The sequence below is a fragment of the Mesorhizobium sp. M6A.T.Ce.TU.016.01.1.1 genome (assembly GCF_003997065.1).
Lineage (GTDB): Bacteria > Pseudomonadota > Alphaproteobacteria > Rhizobiales > Rhizobiaceae > Mesorhizobium > Mesorhizobium mediterraneum.
The window spans coordinates 114,625-132,567 of sequence record NZ_RZTJ01000001.1 but is presented as its reverse complement, the minus strand read 5'-3'; the positions used below and the strand labels follow the sequence as shown (position 1 = coordinate 132,567).

General features: G+C 63.4%; 16 protein-coding genes and 1 tRNA gene. 14 read left to right on the top strand and 3 right to left on the bottom strand.

The annotated features are described in order from the left end of the window. Positions 1-112: 112 nt before the first annotated feature. Entirely contained in the window at positions 113-2,167 is a 2,055-nt protein-coding gene (locus EOC94_RS00665) for a M3 family metallopeptidase (protein WP_127288317.1), read from the top strand. A 130-nt stretch (positions 2,168-2,297) separates the two neighbouring features. On the opposite strand, the gene EOC94_RS00660 is transcribed toward EOC94_RS00665, so the two are convergent. Then, positions 2,298-2,612, bottom strand: coding sequence for a DUF167 family protein (locus EOC94_RS00660; protein ID WP_127288316.1), 315 nt, complete (start codon positions 2,610-2,612; stop codon positions 2,298-2,300). An 11-nt stretch (positions 2,613-2,623) separates the two neighbouring features. Then, entirely contained in the window at positions 2,624-2,914 is a 291-nt protein-coding gene (locus tag EOC94_RS00655) for a YggT family protein (RefSeq protein ID WP_023800489.1), read from the bottom strand. 163 nt (positions 2,915-3,077) lie between these two features. Between EOC94_RS00655 and EOC94_RS00650 the strand changes: the two genes are divergently transcribed. The 5 genes from EOC94_RS00650 to EOC94_RS34465 all read left to right on the top strand — a co-directional run bounded on the left by EOC94_RS00650 (position 3,078) and on the right by EOC94_RS34465 (position 7,842). Continuing rightward, positions 3,078-3,153, top strand: a tRNA-Ala gene (locus tag EOC94_RS00650). Positions 3,154-3,190: 37 nt separating this feature from the next. Then, positions 3,191-3,859, top strand: a complete 669-nt coding sequence (locus EOC94_RS00645; protein WP_127288315.1) for a hypothetical protein — start codon at positions 3,191-3,193, stop codon at positions 3,857-3,859. A gap of 500 nt (positions 3,860-4,359) precedes the next feature. Next, positions 4,360-5,805: a carotenoid oxygenase family protein gene (locus EOC94_RS00640; RefSeq protein ID WP_127288314.1), complete on the top strand. Its 1,446-nt coding sequence runs from the start codon at positions 4,360-4,362 to the stop codon at positions 5,803-5,805. 357 nt (positions 5,806-6,162) lie between these two features. After that, positions 6,163-7,101, top strand: coding sequence for a hypothetical protein (locus EOC94_RS00635; protein WP_127288313.1), 939 nt, complete (start codon positions 6,163-6,165; stop codon positions 7,099-7,101). A 60-nt stretch (positions 7,102-7,161) separates the two neighbouring features. Continuing rightward, on the top strand, positions 7,162-7,842 hold the full coding sequence (locus tag EOC94_RS34465) for a hypothetical protein (protein WP_127288312.1): 681 nt from the start codon (positions 7,162-7,164) through the stop codon (positions 7,840-7,842). Here the strand turns inward: EOC94_RS34465 and EOC94_RS34460 are convergent. Beyond that, the gene (locus EOC94_RS34460; RefSeq protein ID WP_245465480.1) at positions 7,755-7,976 is read right to left on the bottom strand and encodes a hypothetical protein; all 222 of its coding nucleotides are present in this window, start codon (positions 7,974-7,976) and stop codon (positions 7,755-7,757) included. The two genes, EOC94_RS34465 and EOC94_RS34460, sit on opposite strands and share 88 nt — an antisense overlap. A gap of 366 nt (positions 7,977-8,342) precedes the next feature. Here EOC94_RS34460 and EOC94_RS00620 point away from each other — a divergent pair, with 366 nt between their 5' ends. The 8 genes from EOC94_RS00620 (at position 8,343) to EOC94_RS00575 (ending at position 17,728) form a co-directional block, all read left to right on the top strand. Beyond that, positions 8,343-9,242 carry a MurR/RpiR family transcriptional regulator gene (locus EOC94_RS00620; protein ID WP_127288311.1) on the top strand — a complete coding sequence of 300 codons (900 nt, stop codon included), beginning with the start codon at positions 8,343-8,345 and terminating at the stop codon, positions 9,240-9,242. Between the two features lie 73 nt (positions 9,243-9,315). Beyond that, complete coding sequence (locus tag EOC94_RS00615) at positions 9,316-10,098, top strand: SDR family oxidoreductase (protein ID WP_127288310.1); 783 nt, start codon at positions 9,316-9,318, stop codon at positions 10,096-10,098. Next, complete coding sequence (locus EOC94_RS00610; protein WP_127288309.1) at positions 10,074-11,633, top strand: mannitol dehydrogenase family protein; 1,560 nt, start codon at positions 10,074-10,076, stop codon at positions 11,631-11,633. Before EOC94_RS00615 ends, EOC94_RS00610 begins: the two co-directional genes overlap by 25 nt. Before the next feature lie 19 nt (positions 11,634-11,652). Continuing rightward, on the top strand, positions 11,653-12,567 hold the full coding sequence (locus tag EOC94_RS00605; RefSeq protein ID WP_127288308.1) for a sugar phosphate isomerase/epimerase: 915 nt from the start codon (positions 11,653-11,655) through the stop codon (positions 12,565-12,567). A gap of 87 nt (positions 12,568-12,654) precedes the next feature. Continuing rightward, the gene (locus EOC94_RS00600) at positions 12,655-13,689 is read left to right on the top strand and encodes an ABC transporter substrate-binding protein (protein ID WP_127288307.1); all 1,035 of its coding nucleotides are present in this window, start codon (positions 12,655-12,657) and stop codon (positions 13,687-13,689) included. Between the two features lie 286 nt (positions 13,690-13,975). Beyond that, on the top strand, positions 13,976-15,514 hold the full coding sequence (locus EOC94_RS00590; protein WP_127288306.1) for a sugar ABC transporter ATP-binding protein: 1,539 nt from the start codon (positions 13,976-13,978) through the stop codon (positions 15,512-15,514). Next, positions 15,511-16,479 carry an ABC transporter permease gene (locus tag EOC94_RS00585; protein ID WP_127288305.1) on the top strand — a complete coding sequence of 323 codons (969 nt, stop codon included), beginning with the start codon at positions 15,511-15,513 and terminating at the stop codon, positions 16,477-16,479. The genes EOC94_RS00590 and EOC94_RS00585 overlap by 4 nt, the downstream gene beginning before the upstream one ends. Positions 16,480-16,747: 268 nt before the next feature. Beyond that, complete coding sequence (locus EOC94_RS00575; protein ID WP_127288304.1) at positions 16,748-17,728, top strand: ABC transporter permease; 981 nt, start codon at positions 16,748-16,750, stop codon at positions 17,726-17,728. Positions 17,729-17,943 lie beyond the last annotated feature (215 nt).

The window sequence follows — 17,943 nt, the reverse complement described above, 5'->3', positions numbered from 1 at the left end:
CGTGCGGCAAGCCAGCGCCTTACATCGGTGATGATCCCGCCCTGCCTCTACAGCCACTCAGCGAAAGCCCTCTCACTCAGCGAAAGCCCCCTCTCTCAGCGAAAGACTGTCCATGCCGTCCACGAAAGCCGTCGACCTCGCCGCCCATCCGCTGACCACCTGGCAAGGGCCGCTTGGCCTGCCCGATTTCACCCGCATCGGCGACGGCGATTTTTCTCCGGTGTTCGATGCGGCGCTGAAGGCGCATGAGGCCGAGATCGAGGCGATATCGGGCAATGCCGAGACGCCTACCGTCGAGAATACACTCGCAGCGCTGGAGCTTGGCGGTGAGGCTCTCGACCATGTATCGTCGATCTTCTGGTGCCGGGCCGGCGCCCACACCAACGAAGCGATCCAGGCGCTGGAGCGCGACATCTCGCCAAAGATGTCGCGGCACTTCTCGGCGATCTCAATGAACGAGAGGCTGTTCGCCCGCATCGACGACCTCTACCAGCGCCGGGAAACCCTGAAGCTCGATGCCGAAACGCTGCGGGTGCTGGAAAAGACCTGGAAAGGCTTCGTCCGCTCCGGCGCCAAGCTCAACGCCGAGGGCAAGAAGCGGCTGGCGGCGATCGACGAGGAACTGTCGTCGCTCGGCACCACTTTCGGCCAAAACCTGCTTGCCGACGAGCGCGACTGGGCGCTGTTCCTCGACGAGGCCGACCTTGCCGGCCTGCCACAATTCCTGAAAAGCGCGATGGCCGAGGCCGCCGAGATGCGCGGCCAGAAGGGCCGCTATGCCGTCACCCTGTCGCGCTCGATCTACGAGCCGTTCTCGACCTTCTCCGAGCGCCGTGACCTGCGCGAGATCGCCTTCCGCGCCTTCACCATGCGTGGCCAGAATGGCGGCGCCACCGACAACACCGCCGTGGTGCGTGATATGCTGCGCCTGCGCGCCGAGAAAGCGAATCTGCTCGGCTACGCTTCCTTCGCCGCGCTGAAGCTCGACGACACCATGGCAAAGACGCCGGAGGCGGTGCATACGCTGCTCGACCCGGTCTGGGAAAAAGCCTTGGAAAAGGCCGCAAGCGACCAGACCGAGTTGCAGCGGCTGGCGGCCGAGGCCGGCAGCAACGAGAAATTCGCCGCGTGGGACTGGCGCTTCTATCAGGAGAAGCTGCGCGCCGAGAAATTCGCCTTCGACGAGGCCGAGCTGAAGCCCTATCTGCAGCTCGACCGCATCATCGAAGCCTGCTTCGACGTGGCGACACGATTGTTCGGCATCACCTTCGAGGAAAAGAAGGACATTGCCACGTGGCATCCGGATGCACGCGTTTTCGTCGTCAGGAATGCCGACGGCAGCGAGCGCGGGCTGTTCCTGGCCGACTATTTCGCGCGACCCTCGAAACGCTCCGGCGCCTGGATGAGCGCGCTGAAATCCGGCTATAAGCTCGGCGATGGCTCCAAGCCTGTCATCTACAACATCATGAATTTCGCCAAGCCGCCGGAAGGCGAGGCCGCGCTGTTGTCGGTCGACGAGGCAAAGACCCTGTTCCACGAATTCGGTCATGCCCTGCATGGCATGCTGACCGACGTCACCTGGCCGTCGGTCGCGGGCACCTCGGTCAGCCGCGATTTCGTCGAGCTGCCCTCGCAGCTCTACGAGCACTGGCTGACCGTGCCGGCGGTGCTGGAAAAGCATGCGCTGCATGTGAAGACCGGCAAGCCGATGCCGAAGGCGCTGGTCGACAAGATGCTGGCGGCGCGCACGTTTGGCGCCGGCTTCGCAACGGTCGAATTCACCGCGTCGGCGCTGGTCGACATGGCCTACCATGCGCGACCGAACGCGCCGGACCAGCCGCTTCGTTTCGAAGCCGAAACGCTCGAGAGCCTCAACATGCCCGACACCATCGCCATGCGCCATCGCACCCCGCAATTCGGCCACATATTTTCCGGCGACGGCTATTCGGCCGGCTACTATTCCTACATGTGGTCGGAGGTGCTCGACGCCGACGCCTTCGCCGCCTTCGAGGAGACGGGCGACCCGTTCAATCCGGCGCTGGCCGAGCGGCTCAGAAAGAACATCTATGCTGCCGGCGGCTCGAAGGACCCGGAAGAACTCTACACCGCCTTCCGCGGCAAGATGCCGTCGCCCGAAGCGATGATGGTCAAGCGCGGGCTGGTGTAGAGACGAGTCCGCGACACACGCGGCGCAGACCCTGGGATGACGAAAAGAGGGATGCGTCGCGGAACTAGCCCATCTATCCAGCATTGTCTGGCAGCGTCGTTTTGATGGCTTCAGCGTCGTTCAAGCCAGTTCAAGCGCTGCTGAGCGCCTCGATGCCTTTCGCCAGCGCAGTCGGATCGCCGAGGATACGCAGCGTCTTCAGCCGGGCCGTGCCGCCGGCGACGACCGAAACGGCCGATCGCGGCACTCCCAGCGCCTTGGCGACCAGCCGTTCGAGCGCTTGATTGGCGGCGCCGTTTTCCGGCACGGCGCGGACGCGAGCCTTCAAATGGCTTCGCCCGTCTGCCGAAATCTCGATGCCTTCGAGCTTGTCCATCGCCGCTTTCGGTGTCAGCCGGACGAACAGGTCGACGCCGTCGTTACGCGGGCGAAACGGCCCAGTCATGGAACGGCCGGTCAGACGACCAGCGGCGCCACCGTGGTGAGCAGGAACTGCCGGAGGAAGAACAGGATCAGAAGCAGGATGATCGGCGAAATGTCGATCCCGCCGAGGTCGGGCAAGAAGCGGCGGATCGGCCGCAACGCCGGCTCGGTCAGCCGGAAGAGCATGTTGCTGACGCTATCGACGAACTGGTTGCGCGAGTTGACGACGTTGAAGGCGTAGAGCCAGGAGAAAATCGCCGAAGCGATGATGATCCACCAATAAATGTCAAGCGCCAGGACAATGGTCTGAATGAGGGCTATCATGCCGGTCTCCGATTGTTGCCGACATGTAGCCATTACGGGCGAAAGCGGCAAGAGCCGCTGTCCGCGGCAGGCCACGTCGATGGCTCGCCGCGCGGCTTTTTTGGGCAAAACGCCGTCTTGACAGGAAACCGCCACGCCCGATAAATGCGCCCATCCGCTGGACGGGGCTGTAGCTCAGCTGGGAGAGCGCGTCGTTCGCAATGACGAGGTCAGGAGTTCGATCCTCCTCAGCTCCACCAGCGGGATATCCCAACGATCTAAAGATCTGATATTTACTTGCTGCATACCGCTGACGGGAGACACACCGTCACCCTCAGTCGACGGCTCAATTTCCGCGCGAACGAGTTCATCCTGCAATTCCATCTCGCGGTGCTCGATGAGACGTGCTTTACAACGATGATGCACATTTTGACACGATTCATCGCCCTTGCCGCCGGTGTGGCGTCTTTGCCTTCCGTGTCTTATGCAGATTTGCGCAACAAGCAGCAGATCGAAGGCGCATGTTACCCCATGGCTGCGGCTAACGAAGCGCTCGCCAAGATGCCCGCTTTTCAGGCGACGTGGAGCCGCGTGATCAAGAGCCATAGACACGTCGTGATCCACAGCGAGTCGGTTTACGAAAATGGCATGATATATCAGCGGAGGGCGCCTTACGCGCCTTGGCGGGGCCGGGCGTATAAGGTCGTTGATGACGCTCGGCGTTCGAATTGTCACCAACTGCGCGAAGAGATGCTGGATGGTGTCAACACGGTGGTTATCTCCTATACGAAGCATCACCCCCCATATGATCCGCGATTCTATCGCTGCACTGTCTGGCTTGAAATTCCAGAGTACAGGAACCGGAAATCGGATTGCGTGAGCGTTGGTCCCGCTGACGTTGCAGAGGTAAAGATACGCTGGTTCTACCGGACGGACATCAAGCCACCAGTAGCGCCACCGGACTGAACGTATGGTTGCCGCCTGAATGACTGCGTAGCTACGCCGCCGCTTAGTTCACCGACATTTGTAGCGATCGGGTCTTGCTCGGGCCTCCGGTTTCCCAACGCTGGGCTTGAGGACTACCGGCATAGTCGCCAGCAGTGCTGGCCACACGGGTTGCGGAACCTATCCTAACGATCTGAGTTCGACGCCAGCGAACAGTTTCCGTTCGGCTGGGCTGTGGGTCGCACGGCCAGTCATCCCTTGCCCGGTATGGGGGCAGCTTCATTGGGCGGATGACGATGGTCCACGATCGAGGAGACGTGCCGAACCGCATCACAGCGATTCTGCTTCGATCACGGAGCGAATCCGCGACTTGATTCATGGCGAGGCTGATTGATCCCGCTGCTATCGGGAACTTGGCAGGAAGTTGGTCCGGCTCCACGGCTCGGATGCGAAACATCGGCGCCGCTGACGCGTTTAGCGGCAGGAGGGCGGAGGCACTAGGCGAAGTGAAGGAGGCTGGAATGCCCGAAGCGGATGGCCGTTACGCACTGGGCTTCACCACACTCGAACAGGAGGTCGATCAACTGCCGTTGCAGGTGGAAGGCGAATTGCCGGCATGGCTGACCGGCAGTCTGATCCGGACCGGGCCTGCGAAATTCGAGGTGGGTCGGCAAGCCTATACGCATTGGTTCGACGGGCTCGCCATGCTCCACGCCTTCGACTTCAGCGATGGCACGGTCCGCTATTCCAACCGCTTCATCCGCTCGCAATCCTATTGCGAGGCGATGGAGAAGGGCCGCATCGCACGCGGCGAATTCATGACTGATCCGTGCCGCACGATCTTTGGCCGCGTCATGGCGATCTTCAATCCGAAGCTGACCGACAATGCGAATGTCAATGTGTCGGTGTTGGCCGGCGAGATCGTGGCGCTGACCGAGACGCCGATGCCGATCCGCTTCGATCCGCACACGCTCAAAACGCACGGACGGCTCCAATTCAGTCGGGCGATCAGCGGGCAGATCTCGACTGCGCACCCGCACAGCGACGGCGAGCGCGGCTACTCGTACGTCATCGAGATGGGGCGCCGCAGCACGTATCGCCTGTTCGTCGACGAAAGCGGCATGCAGCGTGTCCTGGCCGAATTGCCCGTCGATCGGCCGAGCTACATGCATTCCTTCGGCATGTCGGAACGCTATTTGGTGCTGACGGAGTTTCCGCTTCGGGTGAACCCGCTCAAGCTCGTCTTCTCAGGCAGACCCTTCATCACAAACTATCGCTGGCAACCGGAGTTCGGCACCGTATTCACAGTGATCGATAAGTCGACCGGCGCTGTCGCCGCCCGTGCCAGGGCGTCGTCGTGCTTCTGCTTTCACCACGTCAATGCCTTCGAGGCGGACGGCGCGCTGCTGGTGGACCTCCTCGCCTATCCCGATGCGAGAATCATCGACGAGCTGCGCCTCGACCGGCTGCGCTCCGGAGCGCAGGTCAACCCGACCTCGACCTTGACGCGGTACCGCATTCCGCTCGACAGTAGCCCTTCTGCGGCTGTCGAGATCGAGCCGGAACCGCTCTGCGACACGCGCATCGAGTTGCCGCGCATCGACTATTCCCGCCGCGCCGGCAGATCGTATCGCTGCATATGGGGAGCCGGCCAAAGTGAACCGGACAGCTTCCTCGACACTATAGCCAAGGTCGAGCTTTCAGCCACCGCGCCGGCGACCGTGACGACCTGGGCCGAACCGGGCTGCTATGCTGGCGAGCCTGTTTATGTGGCGCGGCCGACCGGCGCCGAGGAAGACGACGGCGTCCTGTTGTCCGTCGTGCTCGATGTCGGCGCCGGCACGTCATTCCTGCTTGTGCTCGACGCCGCGACGCTCGCCAAACGCGCCCGGGCCTCCGTCCCGCATCACATCCCCTTTGGCTTTCACGGCAACTATTTTGCACCCCTGGATCGATCCGCGCGCTGACCGATGCCAAGTGCCGGCCACTGCACAGAACCCCTTCACCGGTGAAATCGCTGCTGCATGGGGCCCATCGACGATATCGGGCATGGCCCGCGCGCGGCGCGTCGCTTCATCACAATGAAGGGCGACATTCGCAGGCGTCCACGGGATCATCCTGTCCGGGGGGTAAAATAGGGAACACCGCGGATGGCAGCAGTAGGTCTTTACAGATGCTTGTGGAACCCACCTTTGACCTGTGTGCTGGAAGGGGCGAAAGGCAGCTACGTCGCAGAGAACCTTTACCGCGAAGGTGGCTATCAGCCGGACTTTGGCATGTGCCCGTCCCGCTAGGTAGGCGGCGATCTTGAGGAGTCTCCCGTCGTGAAGATTTCGTCCACATTTCATTCAATCGCGGTTGCCGTCATCGCCGCCGCGGGAGTCAGCATTGCCAGCGCCGCGCAACTCAAGGAGGGTGTGCAGACGCCGCCCGGCGAGCATGAAATGGCTTTACGCCGCGAATTGGCCGCAGCACGCGCGGAGCTAGACGTCATGCAGCGCGAGGCACGTGACGCAAGCGCCCATGCACACGCACTGGCGGCTAAGCAAGCACAAATCCTAAAAGAGCAGCAGCAAATAGACGAAGCGCTGGAGACGGCGCAGCGCGTTATCGAAGACTTTAGGGCCGAAGCCATTCTCTGGGACCGCGAGAAGGCCGCCGGAGCGCACCCCTCTATGGAAGCCTCTCAGGTTGCTGCGAAGCAAGCGCTTGATGAGGAGAGGCAAAAGGTTGAACTCCTGGAACAAGAACTCACCACGGCTCGCCAAACTATCGACGCTCTTAAGACAGGCGCAAACCTGGCCGCGGTCGAGAAGACCAACGCCATAAAAGACCGATCGGTGGTCGAGACCGCTCTAAAGCAAGCTGGGGAAGCACTCGAACTGGAACGCGAACGAGCAGATTTAGCTGCACGCGACCTCGATATTGTTCGCAAGGAACGCGACGCTTCAAAGCAGATCTCGGCAGAGTTGAGTGCGGTGCTGGAGAAAGAGCGTGAAAGGGCTATCGGTCTAGGCCGCAGCCTCAGTGCCGCGCGTGAGGCGATCGACATCGTCAAGGATAAGAGTCGCACTGCGGCTTTGGCGCGCGCGCCGAAATCACGTACCCCACTTGCAAGTACGCTATCGCGTTCGGGCGCCCAACCAGCCCGTAAACCGGGCTTGCCGAAAAAACGGAAAGTGAAGGCAAAAAAGTCACCACATCCTGTTCTGCCGGCAACCATCGCTCTTCCCGCCGCATTGCTCCCGACCCGACCACTGTGAAGCTCGACCTATGCCAGTGAAGACTAGTGAGCGAAATGTATGCCGCAGGGGAGTATCACAATGAAAAAGTACGTCGCAGCCGTGTTGACGATCGGGATCGCAATCGGGCCTGCCTCGGCTCTTGACGCAAGTTTAGGCGGTAAGGCCGGCGGCCTCGGGGTCGGTGCCGGAGTGAGCGCCAGCTCGCAAGGCGCATCTGTGGGGGTGGGCACGAGCGTCGACGGTGTGGGTGGAGCAAACGTTGGAGTTTCGGTCGGCGCAGGATCACTCGACGCAGGCGTTAGCCCTTCGACGGGTGTCGGCGTGGGCGACGATCCGTCCGCCGAAAACGGAACGAGTACCGCTCCCGGTAGTCCGGCCGCAGTCACGGCAGCCACTGCCTCTGCCAAGACCGGCAAGCAATCGATCGCCCTGCCACCCGCTCTCAGGCCTTCCAAAGCCGGTGAGGGTGACTCCACCAAGGGGTATCCCTTTGGATCTTTGAGACCACTGAAAGCGAAACCCGGTACGCCAGCTGCGGTCGTGCGAGCCTGCCGCGCGGCGATCATATCCGCTGCGACGCCGCTTGGCGCCGTCCGTGTCCACGCGGTAAGCGCAGGCGCCTTGCGTCAACATCGGGGCGCACTCACGGCGCCGATCGAGGTGCGAATAGACTACGCAAGACAAGGCGGCATCGAAGTTCGGCGGGCGCGGGTCGGCTGTCGCCTCGATGCGGCGGGCAGGGTCACCGCAGTGAAATAACACCAACAGGCATTTTGGGGTCCGAGAACAATGCGCCCGGCCACCAGCGTGATCTGGTCGCCGAGCCGCATGGCCAGCCGGTGCACGGCGCCGATGAAGGCGTTGCGGCCGCCACCCACCATGCCGACCGCCAAGCGTTGGCGTCGATCCGTCAGCGATTGAATAGACCACTATAGGGCGCCCGCCACTATTTTCGAACATTAATTCCAATTTCTGTTTTGCAAAACGATCGTGCCACGCTAGCGTGAAGTTCGGGAGGACATTCGGATGACGAAGCGCGTGGCAGTCGCCCGGGAAAGTCCCTGTGATACTGCCCTAGGAGTACCCCCACCCCTAACCCCTCCCCACAAGGGGGAGGGGAACTCTGTTGCGCGCCATTCGCTTATTTCTCGATCTGAAACAAAGCAATTTGCCGCCGTAAGCGCCTGCGAAAATCCCCCTCCCCCCTGTGGGGAGGGGTTAGGGGTGGGGGTCGCTTCGCACATGCCTCGGCTCACGGCATGAACGCGAGCAAAGCATCCGGACGGTCTATTGCCGACGAGGCGGCGACCCGCAAGCGCGGCCGCTCGCTTGCCGCGCTCGGCTACACCAAGCCGCAGACCTATGAGGAACTGCGCGCCGTATTGTCGTCCGGCACCGTCCATTTTCCGAAACGCCTGCGCCAGGTTGCCATCTTCCTGTGGCAGCATCCGAGCGACGTCGCGCTTGGCACGATCGCGCAGGTCGCCGAGCAGGCCGGTGTGCAGCCCTCGACGCTTGTTCGTTTTGCGCAGATCTTCGGCTACGCCGGCTTTTCCGATTTCCAGGGTCTTTTCAAGGATCACGTCAAAGGCTCCTGGCCCGAGGGACGGGCGCGCGACGGACAGGAACGGGCGGCCACCGAGCCCAACGCCAATCTGCATTTTCTCAATGGCATGGTCGGCGCCTCGCAGGCTTCGCTCGGCCGCATCGACAATAACTTCGACATTGCCAGCTTCGAGCGCATGGTCGATCTGCTGGCTTCCGCCGACCTGATCTATGTGATCGGCAGCAAACGCGCCTTTCCCGTCACCACCTATCTCTCGCTCACTCTGTCGCAACAGGGCGTGCGCAACGTGCTGGTCGACAATGTCGGTTCCACCGCGCTTGACCAGGTCGGCTGCATCGGCAAGCGCGACGTCGTGCTGGCGGTCTCCTTCAGCCCCTACAACTCGATCACGCCGGACCTCGTCGCTGTCGCCCATGAGCGAAAGGCGCGGATCGTCACCATCACCGACAGCACGTTCAGTCCGCTGGTCAAGCTGTCGGACACATGGCTGGAAGTGGTTGAGTCCGACTTTGCCGGCTTCCGCTCGCTTGCCGCTTCGCTCGCCGTCGGCATGGCCCTTGTCCACGGTGTTGTCGCGCGCCGCACGACCTGAGACGGATACGATTGACTATCGGGAATTGGTGTTCCATATCTAGAAAAATAGAAACTTTATTCCGGGAGGAGGAATGGAGCTTCGGCTAGACGACAAGGTGGTGCTGGTCACCGGCGCGACGCAAGGCATTGGCCGGGCGATCGCCGAGACGCTGGCGCACTCAGGCGCCGGCGGCCTGCTGGTCACCGGCCGCGAGCCGGTGCGTGGCGCTGAAGTCGCCGCAGCGCTTTCAGAGATAGGCACGCCGACCGCTTTCGTCGCAGCCGATCTGGCGGACCCCGAGGCGCCGGCGCAACTGGTGAAGGCGTGCATTTCCCGTTTCGGGCGCATCGACGCGCTGGTCAACGCCGCCGGCCTGACCAACCGCGCCTCGTTTCTCGATGCCGGCCTCGACGACTGGGCGGCACTGTTCGCCGTCAACGCGCGGGCGCCATTCTTCCTGATGCAGGCGGCCATCGCGCAGATGATCAAGCAAGGTCAAGGCGGCGCGATCGTCAACATCCTGTCAATCAACGCGCATTGCGGCTCGCCCGAACTCGCCGTCTATTCCGCCACCAAGGGCGCGCTCGCCACCCTCACCCGCAACGCCGCCAACGCGCACCGCTTCGACCGGATCCGCGTCAACGGCATCAATGTCGGCTGGACCGACACGCCGGCCGAACGTATCATGCAGGCCGAGACGCTGGGGCATGGCCCGGGCTGGATCGATGCGGCCAACGCGTCGCAACCTTTCGGACGCCTGCTGGCGGCCGGCGAAGTGGCGAACCTCGCCGTGTTCCTGCTCTCCGACGCCTCCGGGCCGATGACCGGCGCCCTGATCGACCAGGAGCAATGGGTCGTCGGGGCGAACCGGTGAGCGCTTCAACGCCCCCCGAAACGCTCGGCCCAGAACTCATTAGCCGGCTTTCTTCCTCCGTCCAAAAGCCATCCTATGATCGGGCCGCACTTGTCCCGGGGATGGCTCATATCGGTGTCGGCGCCTTCCACCGCTGCCACCAGGCGGAATACACCGACGATCTTCTTTCGCGCCGTTTCGATCGCTGGGGCGTGGTCGGCATCAACATCCGCGCACCATACTTGTCGGAAACGCTGGGCAGGCAGGGCGGCCTCTACACGCGCCTGATCCGCGAAGACAGCCAAGTCGAAGCGCGAATCATCGGCAGCATCGTCAGGGTTGTCGACAGCCAGGAGAGTGCGGCACCCGCGATCGACGTGCTGGCTTCCGCCGGCATCGAGATGGTCACGATGACCGTGACGGAGAAAGGCTATTGCCACATCCCGTCCAGCGGCGCGTTGGATCTGGCGCACCCGGACGTCGTCCACGATCTCGCCAATCCACTGGAACCGCGAAGCGTGCCGGGCATTCTGGCGCGGGCGCTTGAATTGCGCATGGCCTCGCACAGCCGTCCGGTGACGCTGCTCTCCTGCGACAACATCCCGACCAACGGCATCATCCTGGAGAACGTCGTGCAGGCTTTGGCCAGCCGGCGCGGCAATGGCCTGTCGGACTGGATCGCGGCCAACGTCGCCTTTCCCTCGGCCATGGTCGACCGCATCGCGCCAGCGACCTCTGAGGCCGATATCGAGACCGTGGAGCAGCATTTCGGCTACCGCGATGCCGCCGTCGTCGTCGGCGAGCCGTTCCGGCAATGGGTGATCGAGCAGAAATTCGCCGGCCGCGTGCCGCGATGGGACCGGGTTGGCGCGACGTTCGTCGGCGACGTCACCCCCTTCGAGCACCTCAAGATGCGGGTGCTCAACGGCGCCCAGACCACGCTTGCCTATCTCGGAGTGCTGGCGGGCCTGGAGCACACGTCGGATGCCATCGCCGACCCGCTGCTCGCCGCCTTCGTCCGGCGCATGCTGATCGACGAGACGCTGCCGACCTTGATGCCGATGCCCGGCGTCTCGCCGGAAGCCTATGTCGAGCAAAGCCTCGCTCGTCTGCGCAATACAGCGATCCGCCATCGCAACCACCAGATCGCCACCGACGGCTCGCAAAAGATCGTGCAGCGGCTTCTCAACCCGATCCGCGACCGGTTGCGGCGCGGCGAAAGCATCGCGCTCTTGTCGGTCCCGGTCGCAGGCTGGATGGCCTATCTGATCCGCTCCTCGGCACGCTTCGGCGAGCGCTGGCCGGTGTCCGATCCCTATGCCGACAGAATCGCCGGCATTGCCGACGCGGTCGGCGCCGACACGAGGGCTTTGGCAGCCGCGATCCTCGCCATCGACACGATCTTCGATCCGGAGCTTGCCGCAAATGGCGATTTCCGCAGGGCTATCACATCAGCCCTCGACGGCCTGCTCTCAGACAACCCGATGGCAGTCGTCAGGCGAAGTTTGGAACAACCCGAGGTTGCCCGGTTGAAGCGGCCCGCACAATCGGCATAGTAAGGGGAAGGGAGGCAATATGAAGCTTGGACTGCTCACCGCGCCGTTTGCGGACACCTCGCTTGGCGAGGTTTCCGACTGGGCAAGTTCTGCCGGCTTCGAGGCGCTGGAGATCGCCTGCTGGCCGAAATCCTCCGGCGGCGCCCGGCGCTATGCCGGCACCAGCCATATCGATGCGGCTTCGACGTCAGCCGCGCAGGCCAAGGAGATCGTCGCCTCGTTGGCGGAGAAGAACCTGACTGTGTCGGGCCTCGGCTATTACCCCAATCCGCTGCACCCCGATGCCGCGCATCGCGCGGCGATCATCGACCATCTGAAGAAGGTGATCGTGCTGGCGAGCCATATGGGCGTGCCTGTCGTCAACACCTTCTGCGGCGGTGACGCTTCAAAAACCATCGACGCCAACTGGCAAGAGGCGCTCAAGGTCTGGCCCGCCATAACAGCCCATGCGCGAGACCATGGCGTGAAGCTCGCCTTTGAAAACTGCCCGATGATCTTCAGCTATGACGAGTGGCCGGGCGGGCACAACATCGCCTATTCGCCCTATATCTGGCGCCGCATCCTTGAAGCCTGGGGCGGCGATGTCGGCATGAACTTCGACCCGTCGCACCTGGTCTGGCAGATGATCGACCAGGCCCGCTTCATCAGAGAATTCGGTCCGTACATGCTGCATGTCCATGCCAAGGACCTGATGATCGATCCTGATGGACTTTACGAGCGCGGTATCCTCTCGGCCGGCATAGGCTGGCAGGTGCCGCGCATGCCGGGGCTCGGCGATGTCGACTGGAATGTCATCTTCTCCGGCCTCTATCGCGCCGGCTACGACGGGCCCATCATCATCGAACATGAGGACCGGCGGTTTGAAGGGAGCGATGAAAACGTCAAGCGGGGTTTTCTACTGGCCCGCGACGTGCTGCGCCCCTTCGTGAAATGACGGCGCAAACAGCTTGGCTTTGATCCTGTCGCAGGTCGACAGGATCAGGCTCTGAAACTGAAAACAATGTGGAGGAGGAAGACTGAAATGAAAAAACTTTTGACCATGGTCCCGCTGCTTGCCGGCGCGGCCTTCATGGCTTCGGTGGGCGTCTCGGCCGCTGAAGGCAAATACACGATCGGCATTTCCAACACGGTGCAAGGCAATGGCTGGCGTGAGGAGATGATCTGCGCGATGAAGGCGCAGGCGCTGGCCTCGGGCGAGGTGACCAAGCTGAACATCGCCCATCGCAACACCGATGCCGCCGGCCAGCTTGAGGACATCCGCAACCTGATCAGCGCCAAGGTCAACGCCATCGTCGTCAACCCGGCCGATCCAGCCGGCATCAAGTCAGCCCTGGAAGAAGCCACCAAGGCCGGCATCGTTGTCGTCGCCGTCGACCAGGCGGTCACCGAGCCCTCGGCCTACATCATCTCCAACAACCAGGAACAATACGCCTATCTCGGCGCCAAATGGCTGTTCCAGCAGATGGGCGGCAAGGGCGACGTGGTCTATATGCGCGGCGCCGCCGGCGCCTCGGCCGACAGCGATCGCGACAAGGGCTTCAAGAAGGCGCTTGCCGAATTCCCCGATGTGAAGGTCGTGCACGAAGTCTTCACCGGCTGGCAGCAGGATCAGGGCAAGCAGCAGATCCTCGATTTCATCGCCACCGGATCGCCGTTCAACGGCATCTGGACCTCGGGCATCGACAATGTGATCGTCGATGCGCTGGTCGAGTCGCAGACGCCGCTGGTGCCGGTGGTCGGCGCCGACAATGCCGGCTTCGTCGGCCAACTGAACTCGGTCGAGGGCCTGGTCGGCGCGGCGGTGACCAACCCCGGTTCGATCGGCGGCGCCGGCGTGACGCTGGCTCTTCAGATCCTGAACGGCAAGAAACCAGCGGAGCAGACCGTGCTGGTTGAGCCGCAGCTCTGGGAGAACGCCACCGAGGAGGGCAAGGCCAAGCTGAAGGGCGCGGCCGATCCGTCGCTGAGCCCGGAATGGCCAGTCTCGATCTCCATTCCGGACTGGACCACCTACACCAAGGACCAGATCGTCGCCTGCAAGGGCCCGGGCGAGTAGTTGCTGCTTTGAATTGCGTAGCGAGGACGGCGGGCTGCCGTCCTCGCTACGCAAAGATTTGATAGACTGGCGCTCTACGGCGCCCCCCTCTGTCCTGCCGGACATCTCCCCCTCAAGGGGGGAGATTGGGCAGTTGCGGTGTCAGCCCTCGTCTTGCGCCGTTTAAAATTGGCGAAAGCCGAGGTGACAGCCAATCTCCCCCCTTGAGGGGGAGATGTCCGGCAGGACAGAGGGGGGCGCCGTAGAGCGCCAGCAAGAGAGTTTCTGAATCGAGAGCAACGCGATTTTGACCACCAATCCCCTCCTGGACGCCACCGGCGTCGTGAAGACCTACGGCGCCGTGGTGGCGCTGCGCAACGCGTCGCTGTCGATTCTGCCGGGTGAGGTTCACGCCCTGATGGGCGCCAATGGCGCCGGCAAATCGACGCTCGTAAAAATCCTGACCGGCGCCATCCGCGCCGATGCCGGGCATATCCTGATCCGCGGCGAGGCCCGCGACGTGCGCTCGCCCGCCGATGCGCGCCGCGCCGGCCTGCTTCCCGTCTATCAGGAACCATCGCTCATCCCGGATCTCGACGTCGCCTCCAACCTTCGCCTGACCGACACGCCGGTCGAGCCGTTCCGCGCCTGGGTGCGCGAACTCGGCATTCCCGACCTCGACATACGCGACATCGCGCGCGACATCCCGCTTGCCGTGCTGCGCGTGCTCGATCTGGCGCGCGCGCTGGCGGTCGAGCCCGATGTTCTGCTGCTCGACGAGATGACCGCAGCACTGCCGGCAAACCTTGCGGAAAAGGTGCTTGAAGTCGTTCGCCGGCAGGGCGACAGCGGCCGTTCGGTGATCTTCATTTCCCACCGTTTTGTCGAGATATCGGCACTTTGCGACCGCGCCACGGTGCTGCGCGACGGCGAGACCGTTGGCGTCGTCGACATCGAGCCGGGCGTCGAGGAGCGCATCGTCGAGATGATGCTCGGCGCCAGGATTGAAAAAACACGCGTGGCGGCGCGCCAGGCGAGCCAGGCCGCTCCGCCAAGGGATAGCCGTCCGCGCCTCGGCGTGGCGAACCTTCGTGTCGGCACCAAGCTCAACGACGTGTCGTTCGACCTGGCAAACGGCGAGGTCGCGGGCGTCGTCGCGCTTGAGGGCCAAGGCCAGGACGAGCTCTTCGCCGCCCTCGCCGGCTCCATCCGGCCGTCCGGCGGCACCATCGAGGTGGACGGGCAGCCGGTCAGGTTCGCGCATCCGGCGGATGCGATTCGCGCCGGCATCGCCTATGTGCCCGGCGACCGCACCGAAGCTTTGACCATGCAGCGCTCGGTGCGCGAAAACATCGCGCTCCCGTTCAGCGCCGCCTTGCGCAATTGGGGGCCGATCAACATGCGGCAGGAAGGCTCCAGGGTCGTCAGTGCGATCGAGCGTCTGCAGATCGACACGCGCGCCCAGCGCGAGGTGCAGCGCCTGTCCGGTGGCAACCAGCAGAAGGTGACGATCGCCCGCTGGATCGCCGCTGAGGCACAGACCATCCTCTGCTTCGACCCGACGCGCGGCATCGATGTCGGCACCAAGCAGGAGATCTACAAGCTGCTGCGCGAACTCGCCGACCAGGGCAAGTCGGTGCTGTTCTATACATCCGAGCTCGAGGAGGTGCAGCGTGTCTGCGATCGTGTCATCGTCATCTTTGGGGGGCGCGTCGTCGATGTCTTCCCCGTCGAGCTCGCCGACGAGCCGGCACTGATGCGCGCCGCTTACGGCTTGCCGCGCGGCGCCAAGGAAGATGTCGGCATCCTTGCCGATATCCATTCAAGCCCGGTGGCGAAACCGTGAGCCGCCTTATCCGCCGCCAGGGCTGGGTCGCCGGCCTGCTTGTCCTGTTCGTGGTCCTGTTGGTGATCACCAGGCTGATCCAGCCGGGCTATGGCAGCGGCGATTTCGGCTCGCTGGTGCGCGCGGTGCTGCCTTACGCCTTTGCCGTGGCCGCCCAGACAATTGTCGTCATCGCCGGCGGCATCGATCTTTCCGTCGGCGCCATGATGGCGCTGACCAGCGTCACCGCCGCCTCGATGATGGACGGCGCCAGCGAGGAGTACGCGCTGTTCGTCGTGCCGTTCGTGCTGGCCATGGGGCTGGTGCTGGGCGCCGTCAACGGCATGCTGATCGTCGTCACCCGCGTGCCCGATATCGTGGTCACGCTGGCCACCCTCTTCGTTCTGCAGGGCGCGGCGCTGCTGGTCCTCGGTGCGCCCGGCGGCGCGGTGGCAGAATGGCTGAGGGCGACCATCATCGGCACCGTCCCGATTCCGGGGCTGCCCGGGATCTCTGCCTGGATACCGAAGGCGCTGGTCCTGCTTGTCGTCTGCCTTTGCATCATCTGGATACCGCTCAAGCGCTCGAAGCTCGGCCTCTCGATCTACGCCATCGGCAGCAGCGAGCTGGCGGCATTTCGCAGCGGCGTGCCCGTCGCGCGCACCAAGATCATCGCCTACGCCCTGTCGGGGCTTTTCGGCGCTATGGGCGGGCTGGCGCTGACCATGAGCACTGGCATCGGCGCCCCCATTCCCGGCCCTTATCTTCTTGCCAGCGTGGCTGCGGTGGTGCTCGGCGGCGTCGCACTTGGCGGCGGCAAGGGCGGACTGCTCGGCCCGATCGTCGCCGTCTTCGTGCTGCGCCTGGTGCGCACCGACCTGACGCTTCTCGCCATCGATCCCAACGTCACGGCAATCATCGAAGGCGCGATCATGGTCGCCGTGGTGATGTTCGGCGCATTTATTACGATGAGGGGGCGGCAATGATGAGCAATGCCGTGACGCTGGCAGATCGGCATGAGCGTAGCGATCCTTCGCGCCCCCCTCTGTCCTGCCGGACATCTCCCCCTCTTGGGGGGAGATTGGCCGTCGCTACGGTTTTCGCCAATCTCCGAAGGTGCAAGAAGGGCGCCGAGTGTGAAGCTGCCAATCTCCCCCCAAGAGGGGGAGATGTCCGGCAGGACAGAGGGGGGCGCCGTAGAGCACCATCCTCTCCCGGCACCAACATCGCGCCACCCCAATCGCGAGCAATCTCATGAGCATATCAGCGATCCAACCCGTCCCCTTCGGCCGCCGCCTCAAGCGCTTCATGGCCGACCGGCCGCTGATCCCGCTGATCATCCTGCTGGTCATGCTGGTGGTGATCCTGCAGATCCTGCGCCCCGGCATCGTCAACGAGCGCTGGCTCGCCAACACGGTCAAGTTCGCCATCCCGCTGGCAATCCTCGCCGGCTGCCAGACCATGACCATGCTGACCGGCGGCATCGACCTGTCGGTCGGCACCGTGGCGACGATGAGCGCCTTCATCATGGCGACGCAGGTCGTCAATCATGACCCGGCGGTGGCGATCCTCATCGCCTTGGTGCCGGCGGTGCTCATCGGCCTGGTCAACGGCATCGGCGTCGGCGTCTTTCGCGTGCACCCGCTGATCATGACGCTCGGCACCAGCCTGATCGGCACCGGCTGCCTGCAGGTCTACCAGCGAACCGTCATCGCTTCGGGCGCCAAGATTCCGCCCTTCCTGGCCTGGCTGGGCACTGGCCTGACCTATGGCGTGCCCAACGCGCTGCTGCTGTTCGTGCCCATCGCCGTCCTCATCGTCTTCACCTTGAACCGCACCGGCTTTGGCCGCCTGCTTTACGCGGTCGGCGACAATGAAGGGGCGGCACGCCTGTCCGGCGTCCGCTATTGGCAGGTGATCACAGCGCTCTACGTCATCTCGAGCGTGCTCGCCGGCATCACCGGTCTGCTCTATATCGGCTTGATCAAGGCGCCGTCGCTGTCGCTGGCCGAGCCGCTGGTGCTGCCTTCGGTGGCAGCGGCCGTGATCGGCGGAACCTCGATCTTCGGCGGCCGCGGCGGCTACACCGGCACGATCATCGGCGCGCTGATCCTCACCGTGCTGACGACGCTGCTGACCATCCTGCAGATGCCCGAAGGCGCGCGGCGGATTCTGTTCGGGCTGATCGTGTTGTTCGTGACGGCGGCTTATTTGCGGATTATCGAGGATCGGTAGGGGGAGGCGCTTAAGCCGGGGCTGCTTTTGACCGAAGCAGACTCTCGCAAACGGAGCCGTGCATGAAAGCTTTGCGCCTATGTCGGTCGTTTTGGGCTGGCTTCAACAGATCCTGAAAGCGGACACGCCAACGATAAAGCCAAGATGCAGGAGATGCTCTCGTTGCCTGCTGCGTGTGACCGGAAGCAGCGGCATGGCGTTGAAAGCGGCCGGCT